At 61.4% G+C, this 26403-nt stretch carries 22 protein-coding genes; 4 read left to right on the top strand and 18 right to left on the bottom strand.

Features of this window, described 5'->3' with window-relative positions; all coding sequences use genetic code 11:
- Positions 1–754: 754 nt before the first annotated feature.
- The 11 genes from C8K61_RS22565 to C8K61_RS22515 form a co-directional block, all read right to left on the bottom strand.
- Positions 755–1558, bottom strand: a complete 804-nt coding sequence (locus C8K61_RS22565) for a DUF2135 domain-containing protein (protein ID WP_108098549.1) — start codon at positions 1556–1558, stop codon at positions 755–757.
- A gap of 4 nt (positions 1559–1562) precedes the next feature.
- On the bottom strand, positions 1563–3176 hold the full coding sequence (locus C8K61_RS22560) for a DUF2300 domain-containing protein (protein ID WP_108098555.1): 1614 nt from the start codon (positions 3174–3176) through the stop codon (positions 1563–1565).
- A 24-nt stretch (positions 3177–3200) separates the two neighbouring features.
- Positions 3201–7901, bottom strand: coding sequence for an alpha-2-macroglobulin (locus C8K61_RS22555; protein WP_256589521.1), 4701 nt, complete (start codon positions 7899–7901; stop codon positions 3201–3203).
- A complete protein-coding gene (locus C8K61_RS22550; RefSeq protein ID WP_108098547.1) occupies positions 7898–8575 on the bottom strand; it encodes a DUF1175 domain-containing protein in 678 nt (225 codons plus the stop codon). Before C8K61_RS22550 ends, C8K61_RS22555 begins: the two co-directional genes overlap by 4 nt.
- Positions 8545–10266, bottom strand: a complete 1722-nt coding sequence (locus C8K61_RS22545; protein WP_108098546.1) for a DUF2138 domain-containing protein — start codon at positions 10264–10266, stop codon at positions 8545–8547. Before C8K61_RS22545 ends, C8K61_RS22550 begins: the two co-directional genes overlap by 31 nt.
- A 53-nt stretch (positions 10267–10319) precedes the next feature.
- Positions 10320–11108 carry a YfaP family protein gene (locus C8K61_RS22540; protein ID WP_108098545.1) on the bottom strand — a complete coding sequence of 263 codons (789 nt, stop codon included), beginning with the start codon at positions 11106–11108 and terminating at the stop codon, positions 10320–10322.
- A 120-nt stretch (positions 11109–11228) separates the two neighbouring features.
- Positions 11229–12170 carry an AEC family transporter gene (locus tag C8K61_RS22535; RefSeq protein ID WP_108098544.1) on the bottom strand — a complete coding sequence of 314 codons (942 nt, stop codon included), beginning with the start codon at positions 12168–12170 and terminating at the stop codon, positions 11229–11231.
- 134 nt (positions 12171–12304) lie between these two features.
- Positions 12305–12526 (bottom strand): hypothetical protein, encoded by a 222-nt coding sequence (locus C8K61_RS22530; protein ID WP_108098543.1) that lies wholly within the window; start codon positions 12524–12526, stop codon positions 12305–12307.
- A gap of 1 nt (position 12527) precedes the next feature.
- Complete coding sequence (locus C8K61_RS22525; RefSeq protein WP_108098542.1) at positions 12528–13229, bottom strand: lipopolysaccharide kinase InaA family protein; 702 nt, start codon at positions 13227–13229, stop codon at positions 12528–12530.
- A gap of 215 nt (positions 13230–13444) precedes the next feature.
- Positions 13445–14725, bottom strand: a complete 1281-nt coding sequence (locus tag C8K61_RS22520) for a HAMP domain-containing sensor histidine kinase (RefSeq protein ID WP_108098541.1) — start codon at positions 14723–14725, stop codon at positions 13445–13447.
- Entirely contained in the window at positions 14715–15398 is a 684-nt protein-coding gene (locus tag C8K61_RS22515) for a response regulator transcription factor (protein ID WP_108098540.1), read from the bottom strand. The genes C8K61_RS22520 and C8K61_RS22515 overlap by 11 nt, the downstream gene beginning before the upstream one ends.
- A 174-nt stretch (positions 15399–15572) precedes the next feature.
- On the opposite strand from C8K61_RS22515, the gene C8K61_RS22510 reads away from it, so the two are divergent.
- Positions 15573–16304 carry a phosphatase PAP2 family protein gene (locus C8K61_RS22510; protein ID WP_108098539.1) on the top strand — a complete coding sequence of 244 codons (732 nt, stop codon included), beginning with the start codon at positions 15573–15575 and terminating at the stop codon, positions 16302–16304.
- A gap of 253 nt (positions 16305–16557) precedes the next feature.
- Here C8K61_RS22510 and groL read toward each other — a convergent pair whose 3' ends face one another.
- The 4 genes from groL to C8K61_RS22490 form a co-directional block, all read right to left on the bottom strand.
- Positions 16558–18201 carry a chaperonin GroEL gene (gene groL / locus C8K61_RS22505; protein ID WP_108098538.1) on the bottom strand — a complete coding sequence of 548 codons (1644 nt, stop codon included), beginning with the start codon at positions 18199–18201 and terminating at the stop codon, positions 16558–16560.
- Between the two features lie 52 nt (positions 18202–18253).
- Positions 18254–18547, bottom strand: a complete 294-nt coding sequence (locus C8K61_RS22500; RefSeq protein WP_108098537.1) for a co-chaperone GroES — start codon at positions 18545–18547, stop codon at positions 18254–18256.
- A gap of 255 nt (positions 18548–18802) precedes the next feature.
- Positions 18803–19258 (bottom strand): FxsA family protein, encoded by a 456-nt coding sequence (locus tag C8K61_RS22495; RefSeq protein WP_108098536.1) that lies wholly within the window; start codon positions 19256–19258, stop codon positions 18803–18805.
- A 66-nt stretch (positions 19259–19324) separates the two neighbouring features.
- Positions 19325–20056 carry a HugZ family protein gene (locus tag C8K61_RS22490; RefSeq protein ID WP_256589520.1) on the bottom strand — a complete coding sequence of 244 codons (732 nt, stop codon included), beginning with the start codon at positions 20054–20056 and terminating at the stop codon, positions 19325–19327.
- A 151-nt stretch (positions 20057–20207) separates the two neighbouring features.
- On the opposite strand from C8K61_RS22490, the gene C8K61_RS22485 reads away from it, so the two are divergent.
- Complete coding sequence (locus C8K61_RS22485; protein ID WP_108098535.1) at positions 20208–20966, top strand: SDR family oxidoreductase; 759 nt, start codon at positions 20208–20210, stop codon at positions 20964–20966.
- Between the two features lie 204 nt (positions 20967–21170).
- On the opposite strand, the gene C8K61_RS22480 is transcribed toward C8K61_RS22485, so the two are convergent.
- Entirely contained in the window at positions 21171–22193 is a 1023-nt protein-coding gene (locus tag C8K61_RS22480; protein WP_108098534.1) for a DUF481 domain-containing protein, read from the bottom strand.
- 270 nt (positions 22194–22463) lie between these two features.
- On the opposite strand from C8K61_RS22480, the gene C8K61_RS22475 reads away from it, so the two are divergent.
- Together C8K61_RS22475 and C8K61_RS22470 are read left to right on the top strand one after the other, a co-directional pair.
- Entirely contained in the window at positions 22464–22838 is a 375-nt protein-coding gene (locus C8K61_RS22475; RefSeq protein WP_108098533.1) for an MGMT family protein, read from the top strand.
- 83 nt (positions 22839–22921) lie between these two features.
- Positions 22922–24661: an AmpG family muropeptide MFS transporter gene (locus tag C8K61_RS22470; RefSeq protein ID WP_108098532.1), complete on the top strand. Its 1740-nt coding sequence runs from the start codon at positions 22922–22924 to the stop codon at positions 24659–24661.
- A 73-nt stretch (positions 24662–24734) separates the two neighbouring features.
- On the opposite strand, the gene C8K61_RS22465 is transcribed toward C8K61_RS22470, so the two are convergent.
- On the bottom strand, positions 24735–25571 hold the full coding sequence (locus C8K61_RS22465) for a mechanosensitive ion channel family protein (RefSeq protein WP_108098531.1): 837 nt from the start codon (positions 25569–25571) through the stop codon (positions 24735–24737).
- Between the two features lie 246 nt (positions 25572–25817).
- Positions 25818–26297: a YajQ family cyclic di-GMP-binding protein gene (locus tag C8K61_RS22460; RefSeq protein WP_108098530.1), complete on the bottom strand. Its 480-nt coding sequence runs from the start codon at positions 26295–26297 to the stop codon at positions 25818–25820.
- Positions 26298–26403 lie beyond the last annotated feature (106 nt).

The raw sequence follows: 26403 nt of genomic DNA, 5'->3' as shown, positions 1-26403 counted from the left end.
CAAGCTGCTAGTGATCCTGAACGCCATGCTCCGTGACCAGACCCATTTCGATGCGAATAAAGCTTGATTTGAAACACGGTTGCTCCTTCCGGCGCTGCTCCAGGGGCCGGCAAAACAGGCCATCCTTGGCCTGTCTTTGCCTTTCGCGGCTCCCGGCCGCTCAACCCCTTACTCAGCGCCTGCACTCGGCCTTCGCTAACGGGGCGGGTGGATCAAGATCAACAGCTAGATCAACAGCCAGCAAATCAAAAACTCGAGGCTGAAGCCTCGATTCCTGGAAAAGGAGATCAAGAGCGCCGCGGCTAAAGTGCTGGCGAACCCTGCAAACACAATTCTCGACTAGCTTTTCCAGGATTCGCGAGCAAGATCGCTCCTACGAAGATCGGCCCCCTCTCCCGCTTGCGGGAGAGGGTTGGGGTGAGGGGCAGTTGATTTGCCGTTGATCTGGCTTTTGATCTTGATCTGCCCGCCCCTTGAGCGCAGGCCGAGTGGAATCGTTGTGGAGGGGGTTGAGCGGCAGGGATGCCGCGAGAGGCACGATGGGCCAGGGACGGCCCGTCGTGGCGTGCCCCCGGAGCAACGATGGAACGAGGGTAGTTTTCACGCAGTGAAAACCCAAGGTGGGGGCGAGATTTTTTGGTGTCTTTTTCATCGACTGGAAAAAGATACTCGCGCGTAAGGCGCGAAACAAAACGCTCAGCGCACGCGACAAAGAAGAACACCACCAAACCAAACGAACTGGCAGCTATCCGCCCTACGGATAACTAAACCGCTTCACCAGCGTCAGCTCCCCCGTCGCCCGCATCGGCACGATGAATGACTCCTGCTTTTCATTCGCCGTGCCTTCCTGGGAAATCACTGTCACCTGTGCAGTGGTCAGCGCCTGTGCTGGCGTTTCGGCGCCCTCTTCGTCGCTGCTCGAACCGCCACCAAAGTAATTCACATACACCAGATACTCACCCGCCAACGGCGTCGGCGAGGCGAACATCTCTGGCCCATAGCCGGTGGTCACGTCGACATCCAGCGCGCCGCCGTTAGCGGCTGAGCGGTCGCCATACCAGATGTGCCCGCCATCGGGTGTCACCACGTGCAAATCGAGGTCGGTGTTGTCGCTGTCCCACGACAGCACCACCCGCAGCTTGGCCGCCGTTTCGCCGCTGCCACGGTTGTAGAACTGCACGCGGTGCTTGGCCGTGCCGTCGACGTTGCGCACTTCGACGCTGTTGCTGCCGGACGGAAACACGAACGGCCGGTCGAAGCTGCCGTCTTCCTGCACCTTGAGCGGCATGCTGATTCCGTTGACGATCAGGCGTGCCGGTTTGTTCGCGTCTTTGGGCGTGGACTTGATCTGCCCGGCGATGCGCGCAGTGTTGGCCTGGTCGGCGGCGCTGTTCACGGAGGAGGCCGGGTAGTTCACCTCCTGCATAAAGTGCGCGCCCTCGTCCGAGCCTTTGCGCCAGCCGCCTACCGGCGTGTCGATTTGCACGCCGTCGGTGGCAAGCGCGGCCAACGGCAGGCAGGCGAGGAACAGGGCGATTTCAGTCAGGCGTACACGCATGGGGCTATTCCAGAAGTAGATGGCGGGCGAGGCCTTCGATGTAGGTTTCATCCTGGCCGTTGGGGTGTGCGGCGAAGGCCAGGTGCAGGTATTCGTGGGTCAGGTCGAGGCGGTCCTGCAGCGAGTACATACCGCGGACAAAAATGCGTTGGCGCTCACGGTCGACATGGGGTTTGCCGCCGCTCAATTGGCACACGGCAAACTCGCTGGTTTCGACGTAGCCGGGTTCGCTTTGCAGGCGCTGGCGCCAGCTGCGTTGCTGTTTTTTCAGCCAGTCTTCGGCGTTGCCCAGGGCTTGGCAGGCAGCGCTGGGTTGGTCCCAACGGCTGAGGCTGGCACGCGGGAACGCTCGGGCGAGGATGGCGTCGTAACGCAGGCCCTGCCCCGCTTGTTCGACGGCGGCTTGCCAGGCCAGGCGGTCCGGGCCGGTTTTGTCGCTGTGGTAGTTCACCGGGCTGCCAGCCAGTACCAGGTCGCTGGTCCAGGCGGCGATCTGCTGCGCACCATCGCTGGCCGGGCGTGGCGCCACGCGCTGGCTGGCGCTGCTGTCAGCAATTACCAGGCATTCACCGTTGCGGGTGGCGCTTTGCAGCAGGTAGGTGCGGATGGTCACGGCCAGCGCTTTGGCGGCCTCGGCGGGTTGCGCCGAGGCTTCGCGGTCAAGCACGCGGGCGACGTAATCTTCGCGGTTCAAGCGCGCGGTGAGCTGGCCATCGGCACCGACAAACAATTCACCCGCACTGCTGATGGGCAGGCGATTGCCGTTGCTGAACTGCACCTCGTAGTCGCCGCGCAACGCGCCGGCGCCAACCAGTTGGCCACTGGCTTTGCTGCGCACCTGGCGCACCGGATAACGGGCGAACAGTTGCACCTCCACGCACTGGCCAGGCGCTTCCGACGCAGGCGTCGGCAAAGCACTGCCAAGGGCTTGGGCGTAGTCCTTGAGAATCCGTTGGCTGGTGCCCGTACCGCCGGCCCACACCGGTGTGCCGTCTACCAGCCAACCGGCGAAACCACCCTGGCGTGCCTGTGCATCATGGTCGGCCAGCCAGCTCCAGGTTTTCACCCGCAGCCGACCGCCCAGCGCACCGAGGGTGATGCCTTCAGGCGCATGCAGCATCACGTCGAGCAGCACCCGCCTGGCCTGTTCCTGCGCCGGCAGGCTGGCGAGCTGTTGCAGCAGTTGCGCCACCGGCACCCGTTGCTGCGGTTGCAGTTGGGCCATGTCGCTGAGCCACAGTGGCGCCTGGCGTTGCTGCCAGTAACCGCGCCAGGCGGCGGCATCGAGTTTGAGATTGGCGGGGGAAAAGTACAGGCCGCAGCTCTGCGTCAGCGCCTGGTCGCGCTCGATGCGCTCGCCGGCTTTGCAGCAGTACACCTCGTCGCGGTCCTGGCCTTTGCAGGTGTAGCCGACCTCGGTTTTACCGCTGTCGACCAGGTAGGCGTAGACGAACAATTTCCACAGGCTGCCCAGCGGCGCACTCAGCTCGGCCGGCAACGGCCCGCGGCTGAGTACCTGCTGATGGTTGAGGTGCAGCAGTTGCGTGGCCGGCGGCGCACCAATGGCCAGTTGCAACGGGGCCTCCCCCGCTCGCGCGAGCAGGGGCAGCAACGCCATGCACAACCAGCCCAGGCGCACGGCTTATTCGACCTTCAGGCTGCCGTAGCTCGGTTCAACTTCCAGCGCCTGATCTTGCGGCGCGTACATGCGTACATAGCGCGCTGGCGGCAGGGAGAATTCGCCCTTCTGCGAGAAGCGCACCAGATGGCGCACGGTCAGGCCGCCTTGCAGGCTGTCCACCGGGACTGCGTAGAGCAGTTGGCCGTCTTCGTGGCGGGCTTTTTCCAGTGGCGCGGCTTCTTCCGAATCCAGGCCGCTGACCTGAATACCCCAGGTGGTGCGCTCAACGTCGGCACCTGGCGGCAGCGGCACTTCCAGCAGGCCGTAGCGCAGGGCGCGGGCGTCTTCGCTGGTCAGGCTCACTTCGTCCAGGTACAGGTCGTCGCCGGAGATGGCTTCGCCTTCGCCGACTTCTTTCACGCTGAACTCGAACGCGGTATCACCTGGCACCAGACGCAATAGACGACGGCTGAGGCTGACCGGCAATACGCCCGGCTTGCCTTGTTCGCTGCGGTAGCTAAGCGCGACGTTGACGGGCGCCGTAACAGAGGCCGGCAGGTCGAGGTTGCTAGGCACACCTTTACCGGTCCAGCGCCATTGGGTTTCTCCGCTCGGGCGTTGCTGGGCTTGCCAGCCTTCACCCGGTTTCAGCTCGCTGACCGCAGCTTTCTGTTGGCTGGCGGCTTGCAGCCAGGTCAGCGCCAGGGCGCGTTCCAGGGTCGACTGTTCCGGCGCCAGGCGTTGCAGCAAGGCTTTGGCCTGCGCTTGATCAACACCGTTCAACTTGGCCTTGAGGCTGGCCACGAACGGATGTTCGCTGGCGTTGACCAGCTCCTGAGCGCTGCCCAGTTGTTCGCTGAACGCAACCGGTAACGCCACTTTGCTTTGCTTGGCCAGGTCCGCTGTCAGCACCCGGGCCAGGGCCAGGCCGAGCTTGGAGTTCGGCGCGGCAAGAATCAGGCTGGTGAGGCCGTCATCGCTCGGGGTTTCGTCAACGCCAGCCGGTTGCACGCTGGCGACGTCGGTACGCGGCGCTTGGGCAGCGGCTTCGCCATCGGTGGCTGCTTCAACTTTGGCCGCCACTTCGGCATCGGCCTTGGCCTGTGCGTCGTGGTTGGCCAGGTCGGTCATCAGGCCTTCGACCAGGGTGTTGATCGGCAGCTTCATGTCTTTGGCAAACGCCAGAATCAACGCCCGTTGCAGCAGCGGCGTGGTCGCCGCCTGTTTGGCGTAGATGTCCATCACCCGCTGCCAGTGATCGGCCGGCAGGCTCAGTTCCAGGGCCTGGCTGGCGTACCAGTCGGCGTAGTAGGCGTAAGCGGTCAGGAAGGCATCCGGCTCGGCGCCCTCGCCCCACCAGGTGAACAAGGCTTCGGGACCTGCCATCTGCACCAGGCGCAGGCGGCTGTTCTGCATGATCAGGCGCAGACGGTCGGTGACGCGTTTCTCCACGCGCCCACCCTCGGCATTGCCGACTTCGGCTTTGCTCAGCAACGGATAGGCCAGGCTCAACGGCAGCAAACGGCTGGCGGTCTGCTCGACGCAGCCATAGGGGTATTCGAGCAGGTCATCGAGGTTACTGTTGAACAGCGCCTGGGCGCTGTCGTCCAGACGCAGGCTGATGTCGCGGGCATCGCTTGGCAGTTGCAGAGCGTTGGCTCCGGCGTTGGCGGCCAGGCGCTGGGTTTGCAGGTCCTGCCAGCCTTTGCCGACGGTACGTAGGGTGACGCCGAGGGCGTCTACCGGTTTGCCGTCGAGCAACAGCTCGGCTTTCCATTCGCCAGCGGCCATTGGCACTTTCGGCAGCGGCAGGTAGTTGATGCCTTTTTCCAGGTCGATGGCGGTGCGTTTTTCCTGGCCGTTGAAGTGGCTGACCAGCTCGGCTTTGGTCGCCTGCTCGCCCTGGTTGAACACGAACACGCCCATGGCCGGTTGGTCGTCGGTGCGGAACTGGGTCGGGCCGCTCCACTTCAGGTACAGCGGTTTTTCCGAGCGGATGAACTGCTTTTTCTGGCCCACGGTGCCGGCGTCACTCACGGCGCGGGCGGTGATGCGCCAGCGGGTCAGGGAGTCGGGCATGCGGAAGGTCAGTTTTACGTGGCCATCGGCGTCGGTGACCAGGTCAGGCTGCCAGGCAGCGGTGTCGACTTCTTCGCGGCGCGGGCGCTCCAGCACTTTCACGCTGCGGTCGCTGCGGTTGGCTTTGCTCGGTGCGGTGGGCGAGCCTGGCAGTGCCACGTCGTAGCTGATGAACGACAGGCTGGCGCTGGTGCGCACGTTATTGCGGCGCGGGTGGTAGAAGAACTGGTCGATGCTCGGCGCGATTTCCGGCTGCAGGGCGTAGATCATTTCGTCCACCACGCTGACGGTCAGGCGCGTGGCTGCCGGCTTGCCGGCGAACTGGGTGGTGAGGTCGATGGTCACCAGGTCGCCGGGCTGGTACTGCTCTTTGTCAGCGGCGATGGTGATGTCGATCTGCGGCGCGGCGACTTTGATGCCGGCGTTCTGGAAGCTGTAATCGCCGCCTTTGGTGTACAGGGCGGAGAAGGTCAGGTTCGGCGAGAACTGCTCGGTAACCGGAATGCGGGCGCGGTATTGGGTGTCGCTGAGTTTTTCCAGCTTCAGCCAGTTGGCGCCTTTGCTCAACAGTGCGGTAGCTTCTACCGAATCACGCTCCAGGGTCAGCAGGGCATCGCCTACCGGTTCCGGGAAGGTGATCAGTGCCAGGGCTTCGTCGCCGGCTTTGTATTCCGGTTTATCCAGCACGATCTCGATAGTGCCAGCGACGGCTTTGACACCTTCGCCGCTCACCGAGTGGCCGGTGGCGCCGAGGATCAGGCCGTGGTCGTCCTTGAGGGTGATGCTGTAGGAGCCCGGCCGTTCGAAGCTCAGGTCGAAACCATCGGCATCAGCAGCCAGGCTGCCTTCGTCTTTGCTCTGGTCTTCCAGACGAACCCACTCGAAGTGCGCCGGTTTGTGCGCGTCCTTTTTCTGCCCCAGGGCGGTTTCGCTGCGGTAGCTGAAGTGCACCTTTTCGTTGGCGGCGCTGAAGCGCTGCGGCGCGCTCAGGCGGTAACGGGCGGCGCCTCGCTCGATGAGGATTTCCTTGCTGGTTTTCACCCGGTAGGCCGCTCCATCGCTGGCGAATACGGTCAGCAGGTAGCGGCTCGGTTTGTCGGCGGCCGGCAGTTTCAACTCGGCACGGCCCTGGCTGTCGGTGGTGATTTCGGTGGTGGCCAGCTCGACCGGGAATTGGCCGAGGTACTGCAGTTCGTTGTCGATCATCGACAGCTGCTGGGCGCGCAGGGTCAGTTGCACCTTGGCGTTCTGCACTGGCTTGCCGTCGGGGTAGACCAGTACCAGATTGCCCTTCACTTCTTCGCCGGTGCGGAAGTCTGGCTTGGCCAGGTCGAGGGCGATTTCAAAGTGCGGTTTGATGTAGTCGGCGACGCGGAAGGCGCTGCTGTATTGCTGGTCGCGGTAGCCGAAACGCAGCTCGTAACCGCCGGCCACGGCGTTGTTCGGCAACTGGAAGCGGCCTTGGCTGCCGGCCTTGCTGTCCATGGCGAGGTCGAGGGTTTGCAGGGCGGTGCCGTTGGCGTCCAGCACGGTGAGTTTCACCGGGGCGCTGGTGGGGGCCACCGAATCGCGGGCGTTTTTGAATTCGCGGCCGAGGATTTTCACTTCCACCCAATCGCCTGGGCGATACAGCGGACGGTCGGTGAAGGCATACAGCTTGGTGTCGTAGATTTCGCTGTCGTAATAGAAGTTCTCGGAGACGAACACGCCGCCTTCGCTGTCTTCACCCAACACATAAGAGCGCTCAGGGCTGGCGTGTTTCAGGCGCAACAAACCTTGGTCATCGGTCGTGCCGCTGCTCATCACGCCGAGGCCATCGCTCCACAGCACTTTGGCTTTGGGTACTACGCTGCCTTCGTGCTTGCGCGCGGTCCACACCAGCAGCTCGTCGCCGGCAATCTTGCTCACGGCCACGGTGTTGGAAACGAACACCATGGTGGTGGCGCGGTATTTACCCACCAGCGCTTCGACCAGATACAGCCCCGGTTTCAGCTTGCCCAAGGGCACATACACGTTGCCCGGATTGACGGTGACAAAGTCGCTGGACGAGCCAGCCAGTTCCACGCCCTTGGGCGGTTGAATGGCTTTGGCGTCCCACAGCGGGTAGCGGAATTGCGCCACCAGCGGCAGGCCTTTCATCGGTGCGAATTGCGGGGCGTTTTCGTACTGGGTCGGCTCGGCGATGGCCGTGCCCATTTTCAGTTCCGGCGCCTCTTCGGTAACGTTCTTGCGCGATTCATAGGAGAACGCACGCTGCATCACCCGACGGGATTTGCGGTACCAGTTGTCCCACAGGTACGACAGGGTGTTGGCCAGGCCTTCACCTTTGAATTCACCTTCGGCAACCACCCGGTGCAGGTTCTTCTGGCGCTTCAGAAACTCCAGCGGCTGGTCGATGCGGTACACGCGCATGTCCACGCCACCATAGGGTTCCATGGTGTAGCGACGGTAATCGCGGCCGGGCGCTTCGAGGCGCACCTGGGCCACTTCGTCGGTGGCAAAGCTTGAGTCGGCCAGCAGGAAGAACGACTCGCCCGCCATGGGCGTGTAACCGCTGGAGTTGACACTGTCTTCAGCGTGCAGAGCGGTCACTGGCAGCAGCAGGCTGGCGACTAGGGCCAAGCCCAGCGCAGGAGCCTTCATCGCGCTAGGAACTGCAGACGATAAATACCGATAAAATTCGGATTGGATTCGTCGGGTATCCATCGGGTGTCCTTCCATGTCATGAGTTGTTGCACGCTGACCGAACGCATGCCGTTATCGGTCGGCGTGGTGGTGCCTGTGTGGTAAGCGATTTCGCGGCCCATCCAGATCATCAGATGTTGCTCATCGCCCTGGTCGAAAAAAATCAGATCACCCGGGCGCGCCTGGTTGAGGTCGCGGCCGAGAAAATTGCTGTTGTACTGAATCAGTTTGATCGCGTTGACGTACGGGCCAACTTTGCCGCCGCCCTGTTGCCATTGCTGGGCCAGGCTGCGCTGTGTGTCTTGCAGTTGCAGTTCCGGCGGCAGGTAGCGATTGGACAGGCCATTGGCGCGCAGCCACTTGGCGTCGTGCACTTTCAGTGCCTCGTTGGCGGCGAAACGCACCAGGCCCGCACAGTCTTGTTGGTGCCAGCGTGGGCTCGGGCCCTGGCGCAATTGCTCCTGGGCGATGCGCACGAACCAGGCGCGGAACACCTGGGACTGCTCGGCATCCAGCGGGGTGATAGCGGATGCCGTGGCGCAGGCGAGCGTGGGCAGCAACAGGCTACCCAGCAGCACCAGCGTAATGGCGGCGCGCGATCTCACAGCGAACGCCACTCCAGCGGCAACCATTGCCATTTCGAGTCTGGCGCGGCATCGGCTGGCAGGGTCAGCGCGTAGCTGTTGTGCCCGGCCAGGGCTTTGAGTTTTGGCAGCAGCAGGGTTTGCGCGGCGTTGCGGAACACCGGCTCCATGTCGCTCGGCAAGGCGTCGAGGGTTTCCTGCTCGAACAGGGTCGACAGGGTGTTCGGCGCCAGATAAGCCGGCACTACCGCGTCTTTAGGGAGCACGTCAGCCAATGGCGGGAAACGTTTGTCGAGGGCATCCAGGCCTTTGTTGACCAGGGTGTCGTCGAGGGAGAACAGCAGGGTCGAACCGTGGCGAACCAAGCTGATGCGGAAGAAGCCGTTGGTGACAATGGCGTCCGGCACCTGCGCCTCGCTGGTGGGGTATTGGCCGAAGTTGGAGCTGACTTCGCGCTGCCAGCTATGGCCGTCGCCGCGCGCTTCATCGCTGACCGGGAAGATGCCGCCTTCGACGTTGGACTCCCAGGCACCGATTACCGAGCCGAAGAGTTTGCCGAGGTTTTCGTCCAGGCTGGAGCCGGCTTTGTCGTCCAGTTGGCCGACCAGCAGCGGGCTGTGCAGGCGCGAGTTGGGGTACCAGCAGAGGCCGGCGGCGCCGGTCAGGTGTTCGCTCAACTGCTTGGCCACCGCCGGTTCGGCACCGACTTTGGCGAGCATCTTTTCGTGCACCGCTGGCGCCACCGGCAGCGCTACGCAGGCGCTGGCGCCCATCGGCATGGCGCGCCAGATCGGGTTGAAGTCGAGGGTGGTGGTTTCGCTGCTGTCGCTCAGGGCCAGGTAGCTGTGCCAGCCGCTGCCGTCCATTTCAAAACGCAGACCGGCGAAGCTCGGGATAAAACGCTGGTAGCCCATGGCAACGTAGTCGCTACCCAGGGAGATGCGTTGCTTGAGTTCACCGCGCTCTTTCAAGCCAAAACCTTCGGTGAAGGCGGCCTCGCCATTGAGCATGGCTTCCACTGCTTCGGTGGCCCCCTTGCCCAATTGCGCGCCTTCACTGTCGCTTTCCAGCAACATGCCGGGGTTGGACAGCATCACCAGTTTGTCGCCGTAGCTGGCGAACAGCAGCGCGCGTTCGCCGTTGTAGCGCAGGCGATAAAGCGGCACGGCGTCGCCGTCGACGCGCAGCTCGGCGACTTGGCGCAACTGGGTGTCATCGGCGGCTACGTGGGCCAGCGGCTCGAGCAAACGGGCCAGACCGCCGCGCTCCATCAGCACCATGAAGTTCTTCAGCTTGCCGTCGGCACCGCGCCACAGGGCAACCTGCGCAGGTTGGTCGAGCAGTTGTTCGAGCAGGGTGTCCTGCAGCTCGAGGTCATGCTCGTAGATGATGCGCCGCAGGCTGCCGGTGATACCCAGGCGATCCGGGTTGGCTTCGTAGTAGAACACCAGGTCTTCGGTCAGGGTGTCGCGCAGCAGCGGTACGGCCAGCAGGTCTTTGGGCAGACGGCTCAAGGACTCGCTTTCGATCAGCACCTGCGGGTGTTGCAGGTCCAGTTGCAACTCGCTGTTCTCGGCCAGGGTGCGCGGCGGCGCCATGTGCTGCTGCCACCAGCCGAGAATGCCGGCACCGGCAAACAGCGGCACGGCAATCGCCACGGCGATCAACACGCGACGCTTGCGGCCTGCTTTGCCTTCCTGGGGACTGGCTGCCCCGTTCTGGGTGGTGTTCTCGCTCATTGTATGCAAACCCCAATTCGTCCGTGCTACGGCGCTTATTCAGTAGGTGCAGCTTAATAATTGAATGACTTGATCAGTTGCAGATCGCCAATACCGCGCAGGGGCACGATAAAAGTCTCGCGTTTTTCGTTCGGCGTGTTTTCGTTGAACACCAGGCTGATCTGCGCGGTGATCACTTCGTTCTGGTTACTGCCTTCGGTGAAGTTGTAACCCTGGCTATTGAGGTTGCCCCAGTAGTTGACGAACACCAGGTAACGGCCGTGCAGCGGCGCAGTCATGGTGAACATTTCAGGGCCGGGGCCATCGACGCTGTCGACATCCAGGCCACCGCCATTGCTCATCACCGGATCGGCCCAGAAAGCGTGCTGGCCGTCGGGGGTGACCACATGCAGGTCGAGCTCGGCCTTGGGGTCGTCCCAACCGAGGACAATGCGCACCCGCGCCGGAGTCTTGTTGAAATTGGCTTCATAGAACTGCACGCGCTTGAGCGACTGGCCGTCGCCGCTGACCACTTCGACGCTGTTGGAGCCGGCGCCAAAATTGTAGGGGCGCACAAAGCGGCCCTGCTCGTCGGTGTACAGCGGCAGCGGGTTGCCGTTGACGACCAGGCGGTGCGGTTGGCGGGTGCCTTGCAGATTGTTCAGAGTGCCCTGGATCAGGCTGCGGCCGCGTTGGGCGCCTCGGTCGATGGGCGGAGTCGGGTAGGCGACGCGGGCGTCGTCGGCGCGATCAAGCAGGCCGGAGTAACGCCAGCCGGCGACCGGTCCCTGTAAATCGGCAGAAGGTTCAGCCATGGCGTTGGCACCGAGTGCGGCCAGGCAAAACAACAACACAGAGCGCATGCATAATCCTTTAGGCGCGCGAGAGCCGGCAAAGGTATCCCTACCTCAGAAGCCTGACAATGACCGCTGGACACAATTTGTAAGAGTTACCGAATGGCTCACAACGCCCGGCCGCAACGCTTACATCCAACCACCCCATTGCAGAAACACGATACCGATGTTGGTCGTAATGGCCGCCACCAGGGTGGTGATGACGATAATGGCGGCTGCCAGTTCATGGTTACCGTTGGCGGCTTTAGCCATAACGAAGCTGGCCGCCGCCGTCGGGCTGGCAAAATACAGAAACAACACACCGAGATCAGCGCCACGGAAACCAAAAACAAAGGCACCGGCCGTAGAGAGAATCGGAAGCCAGACCATCTTCATCAGACTGGCGCTCACCGCCATCGCCCCGCTTTTACGCAATGAGGCCAGCGACAACGTGCCGCCGATACAGATCAGTGCCAGCGGCATGGTCAGCTGCGCCAGGTATTCGCCCGAGGTGGTCAACCAGGCGGGCAGCGCAATCTGCCAATAGGCAAACGGAATGGCCGACAGCACGCCAATGATCAGCGGATTGCAGATGATGCTTTTGCTGATGCTCCAGACATCCGACTTGGCGCTGGGGCTGTAGATCGCCAGGACGATGGCCGACAGGCTGTTGTAGGAGAGGATCACTACGCCGGCGAGAATGCCGCCCAGTGACAGGCCGTAGTCGCCGTACAAGCTGGTGGCCAAGGCCAAACCAATAATGCCGTTGTTACCGCGAAACGCGCCCTGGGTGTAGACGCCTCGGTCCGCCACCGGCACCCGCCAGATCGCCCAGCCCCAAGCCAGCAGAAAGCCGACCACGGTCGCCAGCACGAAATAACCCAGCACCGCCGGCTGCATGGCCGTGCGCAGATCGGCGTGAATAATCGCCAGAAACAGCATGACCGGCATGCTGACGTTGAACACCAGGCCCGAGGCGGTATTGATGAAATTGCCGTCGATCAACGCCAGGCGCTTGAGGAAAACGCCGAGAAACAGCATGGCAAACACCGGCATGGTGATGCCGAACGTGGCGGCGATAATCGCGAACATGGGAAGCGGAACCAAGGCGGGTGTCGTTAGGGGGCTAATGATAAGCCACGAAAGCAACGAGCGCGACCCGGGTTTTGCCGGAGTCCCGCCGAAAGCCGCCAGGGCAGGCGGCTATTCCACAACGGTAGACAGCCTTAGCGCGTGCCGCCCTGCGCCAGACCAAACATCAGCAACAACAAGTCCTGATCGGGACGCACAGCGATCTTGGCTTTGACGTTGGCAGGCATCGAACACTGGCTGCCGGCCGATAACGAGTGCAACACAGTCGGGCCCGGCTCATGCCAGGCGGCTGCCGCCAGTGACGCCACACCCAGGGCGCCGATGAGGAATATACCTCGTGCAATATCTAGCTTCATTTCACAACCCTTTGATAGCGCTGCCAAACGCTGTGGAATGACCATAGATAAGATGTTGCCAATCTGCTGCGCTCCACGACGAATGGCGACGTAACTGCAGAAGATCGTGACGAGCGGCTTGGTGACGGGTGATGCGCTGGCGGGATTTCTCCAGATCCAGAACCCCGACCTCGAAAGTCGCCTCGCTGCCCTCGCCTTGCACGCGGATAAACACGTGCTTGGAATACAGGCAGTTGTGCTGCCACCGGGCATTGTTCATCCGCGCAATCATCGCGCCCACGCCCTGCATGACTTGCTGATGAAACGCTTCGCCGTGGCGCTCACGGCCACCGGCGGCGTGCCATTGATCAATCTCGATAAAGCCTTCGAAGTCGGCGGTGACCAGCAACGCTCGCCAATTGTTGTCGCTATCGCGCTCGGCGCCGCAATACACCACGCGCGGGACATTGATGCCCAGCCCCGCCAAACGCTGCAGCGCTTTCAGTTCGCGCATCACAGTGGGGCGACCGAAGGGGTGGAGCAGGCTGTGATAGATGTGGCCGACCTGGCGCTTGGCGTACAGCAGGCTACCGTCTTCGCCACGAATACGTTGCACACCACTGGTACCGCCGCGTCTGCTGTTGGGTTCTTCTACCCATTCACCCTGTTGTTGCCACCATTGTTCAAACAGGCCGGGTGCCGGCATATGCAGCGCTGCAGTCATGCGTAAGTGTCCTATACGGAAGATATAAAGCTGCCACCCGCTGGCGGATGACCATATCCCTTTAAGGCCCGGGAAGGCTCAGACTCGACCGAGGAAGTTTTTGTAAGAACTCGATCGACACGGAATGTAGCAGCCTTTGTCTGCACAATGGAGGCCAAGTTCCGAAAACTACGACCAAACGTCGGCCAATTCACGGACATCGTTCGCCTCGCCATTCAGCTCGCGCCTCCGGCCAACACCACTTTGAACCGGCAACCACTGGGCTGGGCTGCACTGAGGTTGACCTGCCAGCCCTGGCTCGCACAAATACGCTGCACCAGCGACAGGCCGAGCCCCAAACCGTCACCGCGCTGGCTATCGCCACGCACAAAGGGCTGGAACATCGCTTCGCGCTGGTTTTCCGGAATGCCCACGCCAGTGTCTTCCACCATGAAGCCGTCGGCCACCAGGGTCAGGCTGATATGGCCGCTGTCGGTGTAGTGCAGGGCGTTACGCAACAGGTTGCCCATCACCGTGCGCAGAAAAGTGGCGTTGAAGTGACCAGCCATCACCTCCTCTACCCGGTAATGCAGTTCCAGCCCTTTGCTCTCGATGGGCCCACGCCACTGCTCGAGCAATTCGTAGGCGGCGCTGTCCAGGGTCATGGTGGGAATCTGGCTGGCATCGGTGTTCTGCGCACGCGCCAGGAGGAAGAAGGTTTGCACCAGCGCGCGCATGTCTTCGCAAGCCCGCGAAATGCGTTGCACCTGGGACCGCGCGCGCTCGTCGAGATTGGGGTTTTCCAGCAATAGCTCGCAGGAGCTGGCCAGCACCATCAGGGGCGTACGCAGTTCATGGCTGACGTCACTGGTGAAAAGACGCTCGCGGGTCAGGGCATGGCGCAGCAACCCTAACGTGGTATCGAAAGCAGCGGCCAGTTGGCCGACTTCGTCGGCGGCATAATCGGGGGCCAGCGGCGGCGCCATGGCCAATAACTGGTCACGGTGGCGCACCTGCCGCGACAGCCGCACCACCGGTTCGATCACCTTGCGGGCGAGGAACTGGCCGAGGAATACCGCAAGCGCCACGCACAGCACAAAGCCGATCCACACCGTGGTGTACAGCGCCCGCTCACGCTCTTCAAACTCGCTCTGGTCTTGCAGCAGCACATACTCTTGCCCCGCCACCACCCGCACGAAGGCGTGGTACGACAGGTCGCCGCGGAAGATCTCATGGAAGCCAGGCTCCATGCCTTGCAGGTAGTCCGGCAGCTCAAAGTCGCCATGGCCGCCAGAAAAGTAGAACAACTGGTCGGGCTCGGGATGAAAGCGCCACTCGTCCATGCTGTCCATGTGCAGCATGCGGTCGAGGTCGCCGCTGAGCACGCCGGAAATCAGCTTTTCCTCAAGCATGTGCACGGCCAGGTAGATCCCCGTGGCAAAGGCCGCCGCGACCAAGGTGGTCATCACCACAAAGGCGATGACAATGCGCCGTGACAGGCTTTGCTTAAACTCCATCGGTTACTTCCGCCAGGCGATAGCCGACGCCGTGCACGGTTTGCAGCAGGTGCCGTTCGAACGGTTTGTCGATCACCTGACGCAATTGATGGACGTGGCTTCGCAGGCTGTCGCTGTCCGGGCAATCGTCGCCCCACAGCGCTTCTTCCAAGACCTCACGACGCAGCACATGGGGGCTTTTTTGCATCAGGGTGGCGAGCAGCTTGAGGCCGATGGGGTTGAGCTTCAGTGGTTTGCCGGCGCGACTGACCTGCAGGGTGTCGAGGTCGTAGCTGAGGTCGGCCACCTGCAAAATCCGCCGTCCACCGCCCTGGCTGCGGCGCAGTACCGCTTCGATGCGGGCGGCCAGTTCTGACAGGGCAAAAGGTTTGAGCAGGTAGTCGTCGGCACCGGAGCGAAAACCCTGCAGGCGGTCGTCGAGTTGGTCGCGCGCAGTGAGCATGATCACAGGGGTGTCGCGGCGGGCGTCTTCACGCAGGCGCTTGCACAGGGTGTAACCGTCCATGCCCGGCATCATGATATCCAGCACGATCAGGTCGTAATGCTCGGTGGCGGCCAGGTGCAAACCGGACAAACCGTCCTGGGCGCAGTCCACGGTGTACCCCTTCATGCCCAGATAATCGGCAAGGTTGGCGAGGATGTCGCGGTTATCTTCAACGATCAGAATGCGCATGGGGTGTTCCTTGTTGCAGGTGTTGCGGCTACCGGGGCCGTGCTCTTGCTGCGCGACATTACCCGAACATTTCACGTTTGAAGCGGCTTTGACGTTTTTTTCACACTGGATTAACGCATTCGCGACGCCCGATTACCGAGCATGCACGCTACATTTACTGCGCCTGGACTCAGCATGACGTCGAATCCACTCTTCCCCCACTCCGCGCCCCTCAACCTGCGTCTGGCCGTGGGCATTCCGTTGGCAATCATGGCTCTTCTATTAATAGTCGAACCCACACGCCTGGACTTCGCCCTGGCCAACCTGATGTACACGCCGGGTGTTGGCTTTGTGGGGAAACACAGCGCCTTTCTCGAAGACATCCTGCACGACCGCGCCAAGCAGGCGGTGATTGTGTTCGCCGTACTGTCCATCCTCGGCTTTATTGGCAGCTTCTTTATCCAGCGTCTCCAGCCGATGAAGCGTCAGCTCGGCTACCTGGTGCTGGCCATGGGTTTATCCACCAGCTTCGTCACCCCGATGAAAGCGGTGACCGCCGTGCAATGCCCCTGGAGCCTGAGTCAGTTTGGTGGCAGCGAAACCTACAGCCCCTTGCTCAGCCACCGTCCCGCCACCGACAAACCCGGCCGCTGCTGGCCGGGCGGCCATGCCGCAGCCGGCTTCACCCTGTTCGCCCTGTTCTTTGTATTTCGCGACCGCAAACCCCGCTGGGCCCGTGCCGGTTTCGTCTTCGCCCTGACCCTGGGCAGCGTGTTCTCCATCAGCCGCATGCTGCAAGGCGCGCACTTCTTCTCCCACAACCTGTGGACGGCGGTGTTCTGTTGGTTGATTTGTTTGGGATCGTATTGGGCGGTGTTGTACCGGCCAGAGCCGGTCGCACAGCGTGAGGCAGTTAGCGCCCGATAGGGACGCAGACCGCTCGGTGCGCGGAGCACCCCCTACGAGATCAAGAGCAAACCGCGTCTGCGATGTCAGCCGCGCCGCAAATCGAGATCGAGCAGCTAGAGCAGTGCAAGGCGAAATGGCTTTTTGAAGCGCAGTTGGCTGTAGCCAATGAGCATTCAAAAAGCCATTTCAACGCAGCAATACCGACGCGCAGCCGATCGCTCAGCCATAAAAAAACCCCGCACTCGGCGGGGTTTTTTAAGGCAAAAGCAAATTACATCATGCCGCCCATGCCGCCCATACCACCCATATCCGGCATACCGCCAGCTGCAGGCTTGTCTTCAACGATTTCAGCAATCATCGCTTCGGTGGTGATCATCAAGCTGGCGATAGAGGCCGCGGCCTGCAGAGCAGAACGGGTCACTTTGGCCGGGTCGAGGATACCCATTTCGATCATGTCGCCGTATTCGCCGGTGGCAGCGTTGTAACCGAAGTTACCGGAACCCTGCTTGACCTTGTCGACTACAACGCTTGGCTCGTCGCCGGAGTTGGAAACGATCTGACGCAGCGGTGCTTCAACAGCACGGCGCAGCAGGGCGATACCAACGTTCTGATCGGCGTTGTCGCCTTTCAGTTCGGAGATGGCTTGCAGAGCGCGAACCAGAGCCACGCCACCGCCAGGTACCACGCCTTCTTCAACGGCTGCACGGGTAGCGTGCAGGGCGTCTTCAACGCGGGCTTTCTTCTCTTTCATTTCCACTTCGGAACCGGCGCCAACCTTGATCACGGCAACACCGCCAGCCAGTTTGGCCAGACGCTCTTGCAGTTTTTCACGGTCGTAGTCGGACGAGGTGTCTTCAACTTGTTTACGGATCTGAGCAACGCGGCCTTCGATGTCAGCCTGAACGCCAGCACCGTCGATAACGGTGGTGTTTTCTTTGCTGAGGATGACGCGTTTGGCATTACCCAGGTGTTCCAGGGTGGCGCCTTCCAGGCTCAGACCGATTTCTTCGGAAATCACGGTACCGCCAGTCAGAACGGCGATGTCTTGCAGCATGGCTTTGCGGCGGTCGCCGAAGCCTGGTGCTTTAACCGCAGCGACTTTAACGATGCCGCGCATGTTGTTCACAACCAGGGTAGCCAGGGCTTCGCCTTCAACGTCTTCAGCCACGATCAGCAGCGGACGGCCAGCTTTGGCAACGGCTTCCAGCACCGGCAGCATTTCGCGGATGTTGGAGATCTTTTTGTCGACCAGCAGGATCAGCGGGCTGTCCAGCTCGGCAACCATGGTGTCCGGCTTGTTGATGAAGTACGGGGACAGGTAGCCACGGTCGAACTGCATGCCTTCTACAACCGACAGTTCGTTTTCCAGGCCCGAGCCTTCTTCAACGGTGATCACGCCTTCTTTGCCGACTTTTTCCATTGCCTGGGCAATGATGTCGCCGATGGAGCTATCGGAGTTGGCGGAGATGGTGCCAACCTGGGCGATGGCTTTGGTGTCTGCGCATGGCTTGGACTGGGCTTTGAGCTGAGCAACGATGGCGATGGTCGCCTTGTCGATGCCGCGCTTCAGGTCCATCGGGTTCATGCCGGCAGCGACGGCTTTCAGGCCTTCGTTGACGATCGACTGAGCCAGAACAGTAGCGGTGGTAGTACCGTCACCAGCGTCATCGTTGGCACGGGAGGCAACGTCTTTGACCAGCTGCGCGCCCATGTTTTCGAAGCGATCTTTCAGCTCGATTTCTTTGGCAACGGAAACGCCGTCTTTGGTGATGGTCGGAGCGCCGTAGCTCTTCTCGATGATCACGTTACGGCCTTTCGGGCCGAGGGTCGCTTTAACTGCGTCAGCCAGGACGTTTACGCCAGCCAGCATTTTCTTACGGGCGGAGTCGCCGAATTTAACTTCTTTTGCAGCCATGATCGTTATTCCTCAAATTCGTTTCGGTAGCGCGGAATTCGTAGAGCGGAAATCAGCCTTCAACAACGGCCAGGATTTCGTTCTCGCTCATGACCAGCAGGTCTTCGCCATCAACCTTGATGGTGTTGCTGCCCGAGTACGGGCCGAACACCACTTTGTCGCCGACTTTAACGGCCAGTGGGCGCACTTCGCCGTTGTCCAGCACGCGGCCAGCACCTACAGCGAGGATTTCGCCACGGTTCGGCTTTTCAGCGGCCGAGCCAGGCAGAACGATGCCACCAGCGGTTTTGGTTTCTTCTTCACTGCGACGGATGACGACGCGGTCATGCAGAGGACGAAGCTTCATTGTCGATCTCTCCCAAGTAAGGTGGTTTAAAGCCGCCGGTTTATTCACCGGCTGGTTGATTGCTATCCGGCGTGGCCGGTCGCGCGCCGCAGAGCGGCAACGCGGAAGACTGACTGTCGTAAACCGACAGAGACCTTGCGGTGACCACTACATAGGGGCGGGTAATCGGATTACAAGGGCGGGGGTGAAAAATTTTTACCCCACCCAAGGCGCCGATAAACGCTCGAGCAGAGCGCTCATCAGGCCTGTGGGGATTTATTGCGGGTCGCGGTGCTCAAATTCGCCTTCAATCACATTCGGGCGGGTTTGCCCGGAGCGAGCGGCCAGGTCATCGGCAAAGGCGCGCTGACGCAGCGCCTGTTCGGCGACCCGTTGGCGCAACTTGCCAACGATCAACCGGCGAGTGAACGGCAGCAGGCACAGCAGGCCGAAGATGTCACTGATAAAGCCGGGCAGCAGCAACAGGCCGCCACCCACGGCAATCAGCAGCCCTTCGAGCATTTCCTGTTCCGGCAATTCGCCACGGGCCAGCCGCTCGCGGGCGCGCCAGGCGGTAGCCACACCGGCCACCCGCAGCAGCACGCTGCCGAGCACGGCGCTACCGATAACCAGCAGCAAGGTTGGCAACACGCCGATGGCGCTGCCCACTTTGATCAACACCGCCAGTTCAATGATCGGGAACAACAGAAACAAAAACAGAAAAGCACGCATCTATCGGTTTCCTCAGTGCGGAATGCACGTCCATTGAATTCTAGGTGGCGTTGGCACTTCGTGAATTCAAGCAGAAACTTCGCCAGCGGCCGGCCAGGTTTCAGCGCGAGCCAGGGCTACCAAGGCCTGGCGCACTTCCAGGGCAGTGTTACAGGATGTTGGAAACGCTAGCCAATGCAGGCCCACACCGATGCGAAGGTGAAAACCCTCGCTGTCGATACCCGCCAGTTCGGCTGGCGCGTGGGTCGGCAGACCGGCCATTTCAACGTAATGGGCGATGGCGTTGGCATGGTCACTGTTCATGTGCTCGACCATGCTCCGCTCGGACTCGCCGAAGAACGGGTTGGCCAGGCTGACGTGATCGACCCAATGAATGGCGCCAAAACCACCGATGTACCGCGAGCGCACTGGCTCCAGCACCCAGAAATCGAAGTCGTGGGCCTGGTGATAACCCTCGGACTCCGGGAAGTAGCGGTAGTAACGCTCAGCGGCCGCCGCGATGGCGGCTTCGTCGCTGATCTTGCGCGCCTGCGCCAGCACCGTCAGGCGGCCAACGGCTTGCACATCTTCGGCACCGCGCTCGCCCACCAGCAGCGAGCACTTGGGCTCCACCTGCAGGTTATGGGTGTGCTGGGCAATGCGGCTGATCAGAATCAACGGGTAACCATCGGCATCCAGGCAGTACGGCACCACCGATCCGAAAGGGTAGCCCGGCATCGACTTGGACAATGTGGAGAGCGCCCCACGGTATTCCTTGAGTAGCAATTCTCGGGCATGCTTGCCGACTTTCACGCTCACCTTATGACTCCTCGTTGAGAATTCGTCTCGAAGACGGACAGGTGCCCAGCTTAACGGTTGTGCGCGCCAGCGGGGTAACAACGTATCAGGTGGGGCAATCCGCTCATGCACCGCAGGGCCATTGCCCGCCAACCTTTCTGGGGATGTGGTTATGGAACTGAAAGACAAAGTCATCGTTATCACTGGCGGCGGCCAAGGCCTCGGCCGTGCCATGGGCGAGTACCTGGCAGCCCGTGGCGCCAAGCTGGCGCTGGTCGACCTCAACCAGGAACGCCTGGATGAAACCGTAGCCGCCTGCAAAGCCGCCGGTGGCGACGCCCGTGCCTACCTGTGCAACGTAGCTAATGAAGAACAGGTTACCCACACCGTGGCGCAAATCGCCGACGACTTCGGCGCCATCAACGGCTTGGTCAACAACGCCGGTATTCTGCGTGACGGCCTGACCATCAAGGTCAAGGACGGCGAGCTGTCGAAGATGAGCCTGGCGCAGTGGCAGTCGGTGATCGACGTCAACCTGACCGGCGTGTTCCTCTGCACCCGTGAAGTCGCAGCAAAAATGATCGAGCTGAAGAACCAGGGCGCAATCATCAACATCTCCTCCATCTCCCGCGCCGGCAACATCGGCCAGGCCAACTACTCCGCCGCCAAGGCCGGTGTAGCAGCTGACACCGTGGTCTGGGCCAAAGAGCTGGCGCGCTACGGCATCCGCGTAGCTGGCGTAGCACCGGGCTTCATCGAGACCGAAATGGTCGCCAGCATGAAACCCGAAGCCCTGGAAAAAATGACCTCGGGCATTCCGCTGCGCCGCCTGGGCCAGCCGAAAGAGATCGCCCACTCGGTGGCGTACATCCTGGAAAACGATTACTACACCGGTCGGATCCTGGAGCTCGACGGCGGCCTGCGCCTGTAAGGGCCCCGCTCAATAAAAAGCCCCGCCAAGTGCGGGGCTTTTTTTGCTCTTTTTCAGGATCGCAAAAACCGGCTCCCGCCGTGCGAGCGCAGGTCAGGCAAAGCGAGCTCAGGACGAGGGAGCGGAGTTGGCTGTAGCCAATGAGCATCCCGACCCTGAACTCAACGCCGCATGAACAAGCGCAGCAGGCCCGGAGCGGTTTTTTTACCAGCCGACACCGAAGCCGACGCTATAGCGGGTTTCGTCCACTTCACCTTCTTTGGCGCCGCTGACGATGTTTTTCTCGGCCTTCACGTTGAGCGAAGCCCAGTCAGTAACCTTGTAGCGCAGCCCCGCTTCGGCATCGAGTTCGTACTCGCTGTCGCCGCCCAGCGGCTTGCCGACTTCGCCGTTGCTGAACAGCTCGAAGGTCTTGCCCACCAGGTAGCGGTTGTAGTCCCACTTCAAACCCAGGGAGTAGAAGTTGTCGCTGCCACCGTCCCGGTATTCGTAGTCGTTCTGGTTGACCAGGGTGGCCAGGGAGAACGCACCCAGTTCGTCATCCCAGAACTGGTAACCAGGACCGGTACCGATGGTGCGCTGGCTGGAAACGTCTTCGATGTGATCGCGCTTGTAGCTCAAGCGGCCTTGCCAGAACCAGTGCTCGTCAAGGAAACGGTCGAGGGCGTATTCGGCGTTCCAATTATTGGTGGTGGTGACGTCGTCCTGCGCCTCGCGGTTGTAGCCGCCTTCGGCATTGTGCCGCCAGGCGCCATGGCGAGCGGTGGTCTTGAAGTCGACGTCATAGTCGTCGGTGTCAGTTTCGGCGCGCTTGTAGTCCAGGCCGACATCGACGTTGCCCTTCCACACCAGGTCTTCGAGGATAGGTTTGGGCTTGATGATCTGCTCGATGCTGGCCAGCTCGACGGTTTTCGGCGCCTCGCCATTGATCAGGGTGACCTTGCCGTCTTCGGCCGCTTGCAGCGACTTGGCGCGCTCGCCGGTGAACTCATCCTGTTTGACCAACAGTTCGCGGTCGCTTTCCAGGGTTTTCACCTGTTTCCAGTCCACCGGAATGGTGCCGCCGTAGCTGGTCTCGACCACCAGCTTGCCGCCGTCGAAGACCTTGATGGTACCGGTCAGGCGGTCGCCGTTTTTCAACCAGATGGTGTCGGCCAGAACAGGGGTTGCCGCCAGCGTCAGCGCGGCGCAGGAAAGGGCGTGGGACAGCTTGTTGGATAACCGCATGGGGAGATGTACCGCTCCGTATAAGTGAAGGGCGGGGATTATCCGAGATAAGCAGCCCGCTGCGCCAAAAAACACTGCAAGGAGTGACCCAGGGATCCCGTTCAAGTTCAACCCGATTGCCAAGCAAGGCTTGCGCCAGGGCTCGGCGTTACGCTTTAGCGGGCGGCAGCTGAGGGCTGCGGGCGAGTGGCAGTTGATCGATATTTGTTCGCCTGGCCCGCTCGGTTAAGCTGCCCCTTCACCGCCAGAGCCGGCCGCCTCGGGAAAACCATGCCAGCCAAACACGTCAATGCAAAGACAACCGCCAGCATCCCCAGTGCAGACGCCGACGCCCGGCGCACCGCGCTGTACGTGACCCTGGCGCAGGTGCCCAGCGGTTGCGTGGTCAGTTATGGCCAACTGGCTGAATTGGCCGGCCTGGGCCGCGCCGCACGCTGGGTGGGCCGCACCCTAAGCCAGTTGCCAGACGGCAGCAGCCTGCCCTGGCACCGCGTGGTAGCAGCCGGTGGCCGCCTGAGCCTGGCCGCCGGCACCGTGTCTGGCGAAGAGCAACGGGCGAGGTTGCGCGCCGAAGGGGTGCGCATGGTCAACCAAAGGGTGGATATCAAGCGCCATGGCTGGCGCCCAATGGAGCACAGCGGTTAGAGTGCGCCCTGTTTTTGGCAATCCAGCTGGCACCCTTGGCTGGGCAATTCACGTTTTTGTAACTCCAGGCAGATCTTCGCCCAATGGCCCGTAAAACCTGGCGTGCCGCGCTCGCCGCCTATGCTTCGCCGGCCAGTCTGGCCTTGCTGCTTCTTGGCTTCGCCGCTGGCCTGCCGTACATGCTGGTGTTCTCCACGTTGTCGGTGTGGCTGCGTGAGGCCGGCGTGTCGCGTGAAACCATCGGTTTTGCCAGCCTGATCGGCCTGGCTTACGCATTCAAATGGATCTGGTCACCCCTGCTCGACCAATGGCGCCTGCCTTTACTCGGCCGCCTCGGCCGGCGCCGCTCCTGGCTGGTGCTGGCGCAAATCATCATCGCCCTCGGGCTGATCGGCATGGCGCTGTGCGACCCCCGCGCGCACCTGACCTGGTTGGTCGCCATCGCCGTGCTGGTGGCCTTTGCCTCCGCTACCCAGGACATAGCCGTAGACGCCTACCGCCTGGAAATCGCCGACGACACCCGTCAGGCCGCCCTCGCCGCCAGCTACATGCTCGGCTACCGCGTCGCCGCCCTGCTCGCCACTGCCGGTGCACTGTATTTCGCCGAATGGTTTGGCTCCACCACCTCAGCCTACGAGTTTGGCGCCTGGGCCAGCACTTACCTGTTGTTCGCCGTACTGATGCTGCCGGGGCTGATCACCACGCTGTGGATGCGCGAACCCCATGTCGACATGCCGGTGCAGACCACCACCTCGCGGTTCAAACTCAAAGACCAGCTGTATTCGGTACTGATTCTTCTGGTGATGCTGATCTCGCTGCCGGCAATGATCACCGGCCTGCTTGACCGCGCCTGGCCACGGGCGGCGCTCTACGCGATTTTCCTCGGTGCCTGCCTGATGCCTGCGGGGCGCCGGTTGATCGCGCCGGTACGCGACCTGCTCAGCCAGCAACGCAAACAACTGATCGTCGCCGCGCGCGGCAAAGTGATCCCCAACTTCGACTTCGTCCACCAGGCCGTGTCGATGATCGTGCTGATCATCATCCTGGTCACGGCTGCCGCGGCTGCCAAAGCCTTCTCCAGCGGCGCCTGGCCGCGCGGCACCATGTACGTGCTGATCGCCCTGGCCTGCCTGTCAGCGCCCGGGCGCTTGCTGATGGCACCAGTGGTCACGCCGATCAGCGAGTTCGTCCAGCGCTACCGCTGGCAAGCTTTGCTGCTGTTGGGGCTGATTGCTACCTATCGGATGTCGGACACGGTGATGGGCGTGATGGCCAACGTGTTCTACATCGACCAGGGTTTTTCCAAGGAGCAGATCGCCAGCGTCAGCAAGCTATTTGGCCTGGTGATGACCTTGCTCGGAGCGGGGGCCGGGGGCTTGCTGATCGTGCGCTTCGGCATCATGCCGATCCTGCTGATTGGCGGCGCGCTGTCAGCAGCCACCAACCTGCTGTTCATGCTCCTGAGCGACATGGGCGCCAACCTGGACATGCTGATCCTGACCATCTCCGCCGACAACTTCAGCGCCGGCCTGGCCACATCGGCCTTCGTCGCCTACCTGTCGAGCCTGACCAACCTGAAATTCTCCGCCACCCAATACGCCCTGCTCAGCTCGATCATGCTGCTGCTACCGCGCCTGATTGGCGGTTATTCGGGGGTGATGGTGGAGAACGTCGGCTACCACAAATTTTTCCTGATCACCGCGCTGCTGGGCATTCCGACGCTGATTCTGATTTGCTGGCAATGGCAACGGATGGCGAGCCAACCAGCGGTACCGCCGGCTGAAGAGCAACCGCCCATAGCGGCCGAGGAAAAGGCTATGTAGGAGCGGCTTCAGCCGCGATGTTTTTGATCGCCAAGAGCATCGCGGCTGAAGCCGCTCCTACAAGACGAGGTACTTACGCCGGCTCTTGGACCATCCGAATAACCCGCTGCGGAAACGGAATGGCAATCCCGGCGTCCTGCAAGCGGTCGCGAATCTCTTCGTTGAACTTGAAGGTCAGGCTCCAGTAGTCGGCGGTCTTCACCCATACCCGCAACGACATCTTGATCGAGCTATCACCCAACGACGCCACCACCACGGCTGGCGCCGGGTCTTTCAGCACACGCTCGTCTTCGGCCATATCCATCAGCACCTGCTTGGCGGCTTGCAGGTCGGCGTCATAGTTGATGCCGATATCGAACACCACTTGGCGCGTGGCCTGGCGGTTGTAGTTGGTGATGATGCCGTTGGACAGGCTGCCGTTGGGCATGATCACCGTCTTGTTGTCGCCGGTGCGCAGCACCGTGTGGAAAATCTGAATGTTATCCACCGTGCCGGTCACGCCCTGCGCTTCGATCACATCGCCAATGCGGAACGGGCGGAACAGCAGAATCAGCACACCACCGGCAAAGTTGGCCAGACTGCCTTGGAGCGCCAAGCCAATGGCCAGCCCGGCCGCACCGATGGCAGCGATAAAGGAGGTGGTTTCGACGCCAATCATCGAGGCGGCGCTGATCACCAGCAGCACCTTCAGAATGATATTGGCCAGGGTGCCGATAAAGCTCTGCAAGGCCGGGTCGCCGAGGCGTTTGCCAATCAGCGCGCTGAGGTTGTGGGTCAGCCGATTGATCAGCCACCAGCCGATCGCCAACACCACCAAGGCCAGCAGCACACGGCCGCTGTACGCCAGAATGACCGGTAACCAGGCCTGAGAAGCATCGACCAAGTGATCTATTTGCGCGTCGAAATCCATAACCCACTCCCCCGCTGCCTGACCGCCCGTACGCCGGTCATGAAAAACAGCTGATGTAGGTTGCGACGTCTGGTGGGTGGGATGGTTCCCATGAGTTACCCGCCTGCGCCCGTGTAAACACGGTTTTTTAAAACCTAGCGAGCGAAGGCCAGGCAAGGCGGAAACAGGTGAAAAAAGCGGAGTTGGCTATAGCCAATGAGCATTTTTTAACCTGTTTCCAACGCCGCATGGCCGAGCGCAGTAGTTTTAATCGCGGAAGTTGTTGAATTGGAGCGGCATCCCGAAGTCCTTTGCACGCAGCGCGGCGATGGCCTCTTGCAGGTCATCACGCTTCTTGCCAGTAACGCGTACCTGCTCGCCCTGGATGGCGGCCTGGACTTTGAGTTTGGCGTCCTTGATGTGCGCCACGATCTTCTTCGCCAGGTCCTTATCAATACCTTCGCGCAGAACTGCTTCCTGCTTCACACTCTTGCCCGATGGAAAGGCATCTTTCAGCTCAAGACACTGCACATCGATCTTGCGCTTGACTAGGCTGAGTCTGAGAATCTCCACCATCTGCTCAAGCTGGAACTCGGCGTCAGCGGTGATGTTGATGGTCAGTTCCTTGAATTCGAAAGTGCCTTTGCCACGCAGGTCATAGCGACGTTCCAGCTCTTTAACGGCGTTGTCGACAGCATTGGTCACTTCGTGTTTGTCCAGTTCGGACACCACGTCGAACGAGGGCATGGGAATTCTCCAGATAGACGGCGCGATAAGTCTTACAGACAGTGCACGCCAAGCTTGACGGTTAAAATGCCGGATCATTATATATCTGCCGATACAAACACCGCCC

The organism is Pseudomonas sp. GV071, assembly GCF_003050835.1.
Taxonomy (GTDB): domain Bacteria; phylum Pseudomonadota; class Gammaproteobacteria; order Pseudomonadales; family Pseudomonadaceae; genus Aquipseudomonas.
Note: the sequence above shows the minus strand (reverse complement) of the source record. Positions and strands in the feature narration are given on the sequence as shown.

Coding starts and splice junctions, on each gene's coding strand:
- C8K61_RS22565 (WP_108098549.1), bottom strand. CDS start 1,558: ATGCGTGTACGCCTGACTGAAATCGCCCTGTTCCTCGCCTGCCTGCCG.
- C8K61_RS22560 (WP_108098555.1), bottom strand. CDS start 3,176: ATGGCGTTGCTGCCCCTGCTCGCGCGAGCGGGGGAGGCCCCGTTGCAA.
- C8K61_RS22555 (WP_256589521.1), bottom strand. CDS start 7,901: ATGAAGGCTCCTGCGCTGGGCTTGGCCCTAGTCGCCAGCCTGCTGCTG.
- C8K61_RS22550 (WP_108098547.1), bottom strand. CDS start 8,575: ATGGTTGCCGCTGGAGTGGCGTTCGCTGTGAGATCGCGCGCCGCCATT.
- C8K61_RS22545 (WP_108098546.1), bottom strand. CDS start 10,266: ATGAGCGAGAACACCACCCAGAACGGGGCAGCCAGTCCCCAGGAAGGC.
- C8K61_RS22540 (WP_108098545.1), bottom strand. CDS start 11,108: ATGCGCTCTGTGTTGTTGTTTTGCCTGGCCGCACTCGGTGCCAACGCC.
- C8K61_RS22535 (WP_108098544.1), bottom strand. CDS start 12,170: ATGTTCGCGATTATCGCCGCCACGTTCGGCATCACCATGCCGGTGTTT.
- C8K61_RS22530 (WP_108098543.1), bottom strand. CDS start 12,526: ATGAAGCTAGATATTGCACGAGGTATATTCCTCATCGGCGCCCTGGGT.
- C8K61_RS22525 (WP_108098542.1), bottom strand. CDS start 13,229: ATGACTGCAGCGCTGCATATGCCGGCACCCGGCCTGTTTGAACAATGG.
- C8K61_RS22520 (WP_108098541.1), bottom strand. CDS start 14,725: ATGGAGTTTAAGCAAAGCCTGTCACGGCGCATTGTCATCGCCTTTGTG.
- C8K61_RS22515 (WP_108098540.1), bottom strand. CDS start 15,398: ATGCGCATTCTGATCGTTGAAGATAACCGCGACATCCTCGCCAACCTT.
- C8K61_RS22510 (WP_108098539.1), top strand. CDS start 15,573: ATGACGTCGAATCCACTCTTCCCCCACTCCGCGCCCCTCAACCTGCGT.
- groL (WP_108098538.1), bottom strand. CDS start 18,201: ATGGCTGCAAAAGAAGTTAAATTCGGCGACTCCGCCCGTAAGAAAATG.
- C8K61_RS22500 (WP_108098537.1), bottom strand. CDS start 18,547: ATGAAGCTTCGTCCTCTGCATGACCGCGTCGTCATCCGTCGCAGTGAA.
- C8K61_RS22495 (WP_108098536.1), bottom strand. CDS start 19,258: ATGCGTGCTTTTCTGTTTTTGTTTCTGTTGTTCCCGATCATTGAACTG.
- C8K61_RS22485 (WP_108098535.1), top strand. CDS start 20,208: ATGGAACTGAAAGACAAAGTCATCGTTATCACTGGCGGCGGCCAAGGC.
- C8K61_RS22480 (WP_108098534.1), bottom strand. CDS start 22,193: ATGCGGTTATCCAACAAGCTGTCCCACGCCCTTTCCTGCGCCGCGCTG.
- C8K61_RS22475 (WP_108098533.1), top strand. CDS start 22,464: ATGCCAGCCAAACACGTCAATGCAAAGACAACCGCCAGCATCCCCAGT.
- C8K61_RS22470 (WP_108098532.1), top strand. CDS start 22,922: ATGGCCCGTAAAACCTGGCGTGCCGCGCTCGCCGCCTATGCTTCGCCG.
- C8K61_RS22465 (WP_108098531.1), bottom strand. CDS start 25,571: ATGGATTTCGACGCGCAAATAGATCACTTGGTCGATGCTTCTCAGGCC.
- C8K61_RS22460 (WP_108098530.1), bottom strand. CDS start 26,297: ATGCCCTCGTTCGACGTGGTGTCCGAACTGGACAAACACGAAGTGACC.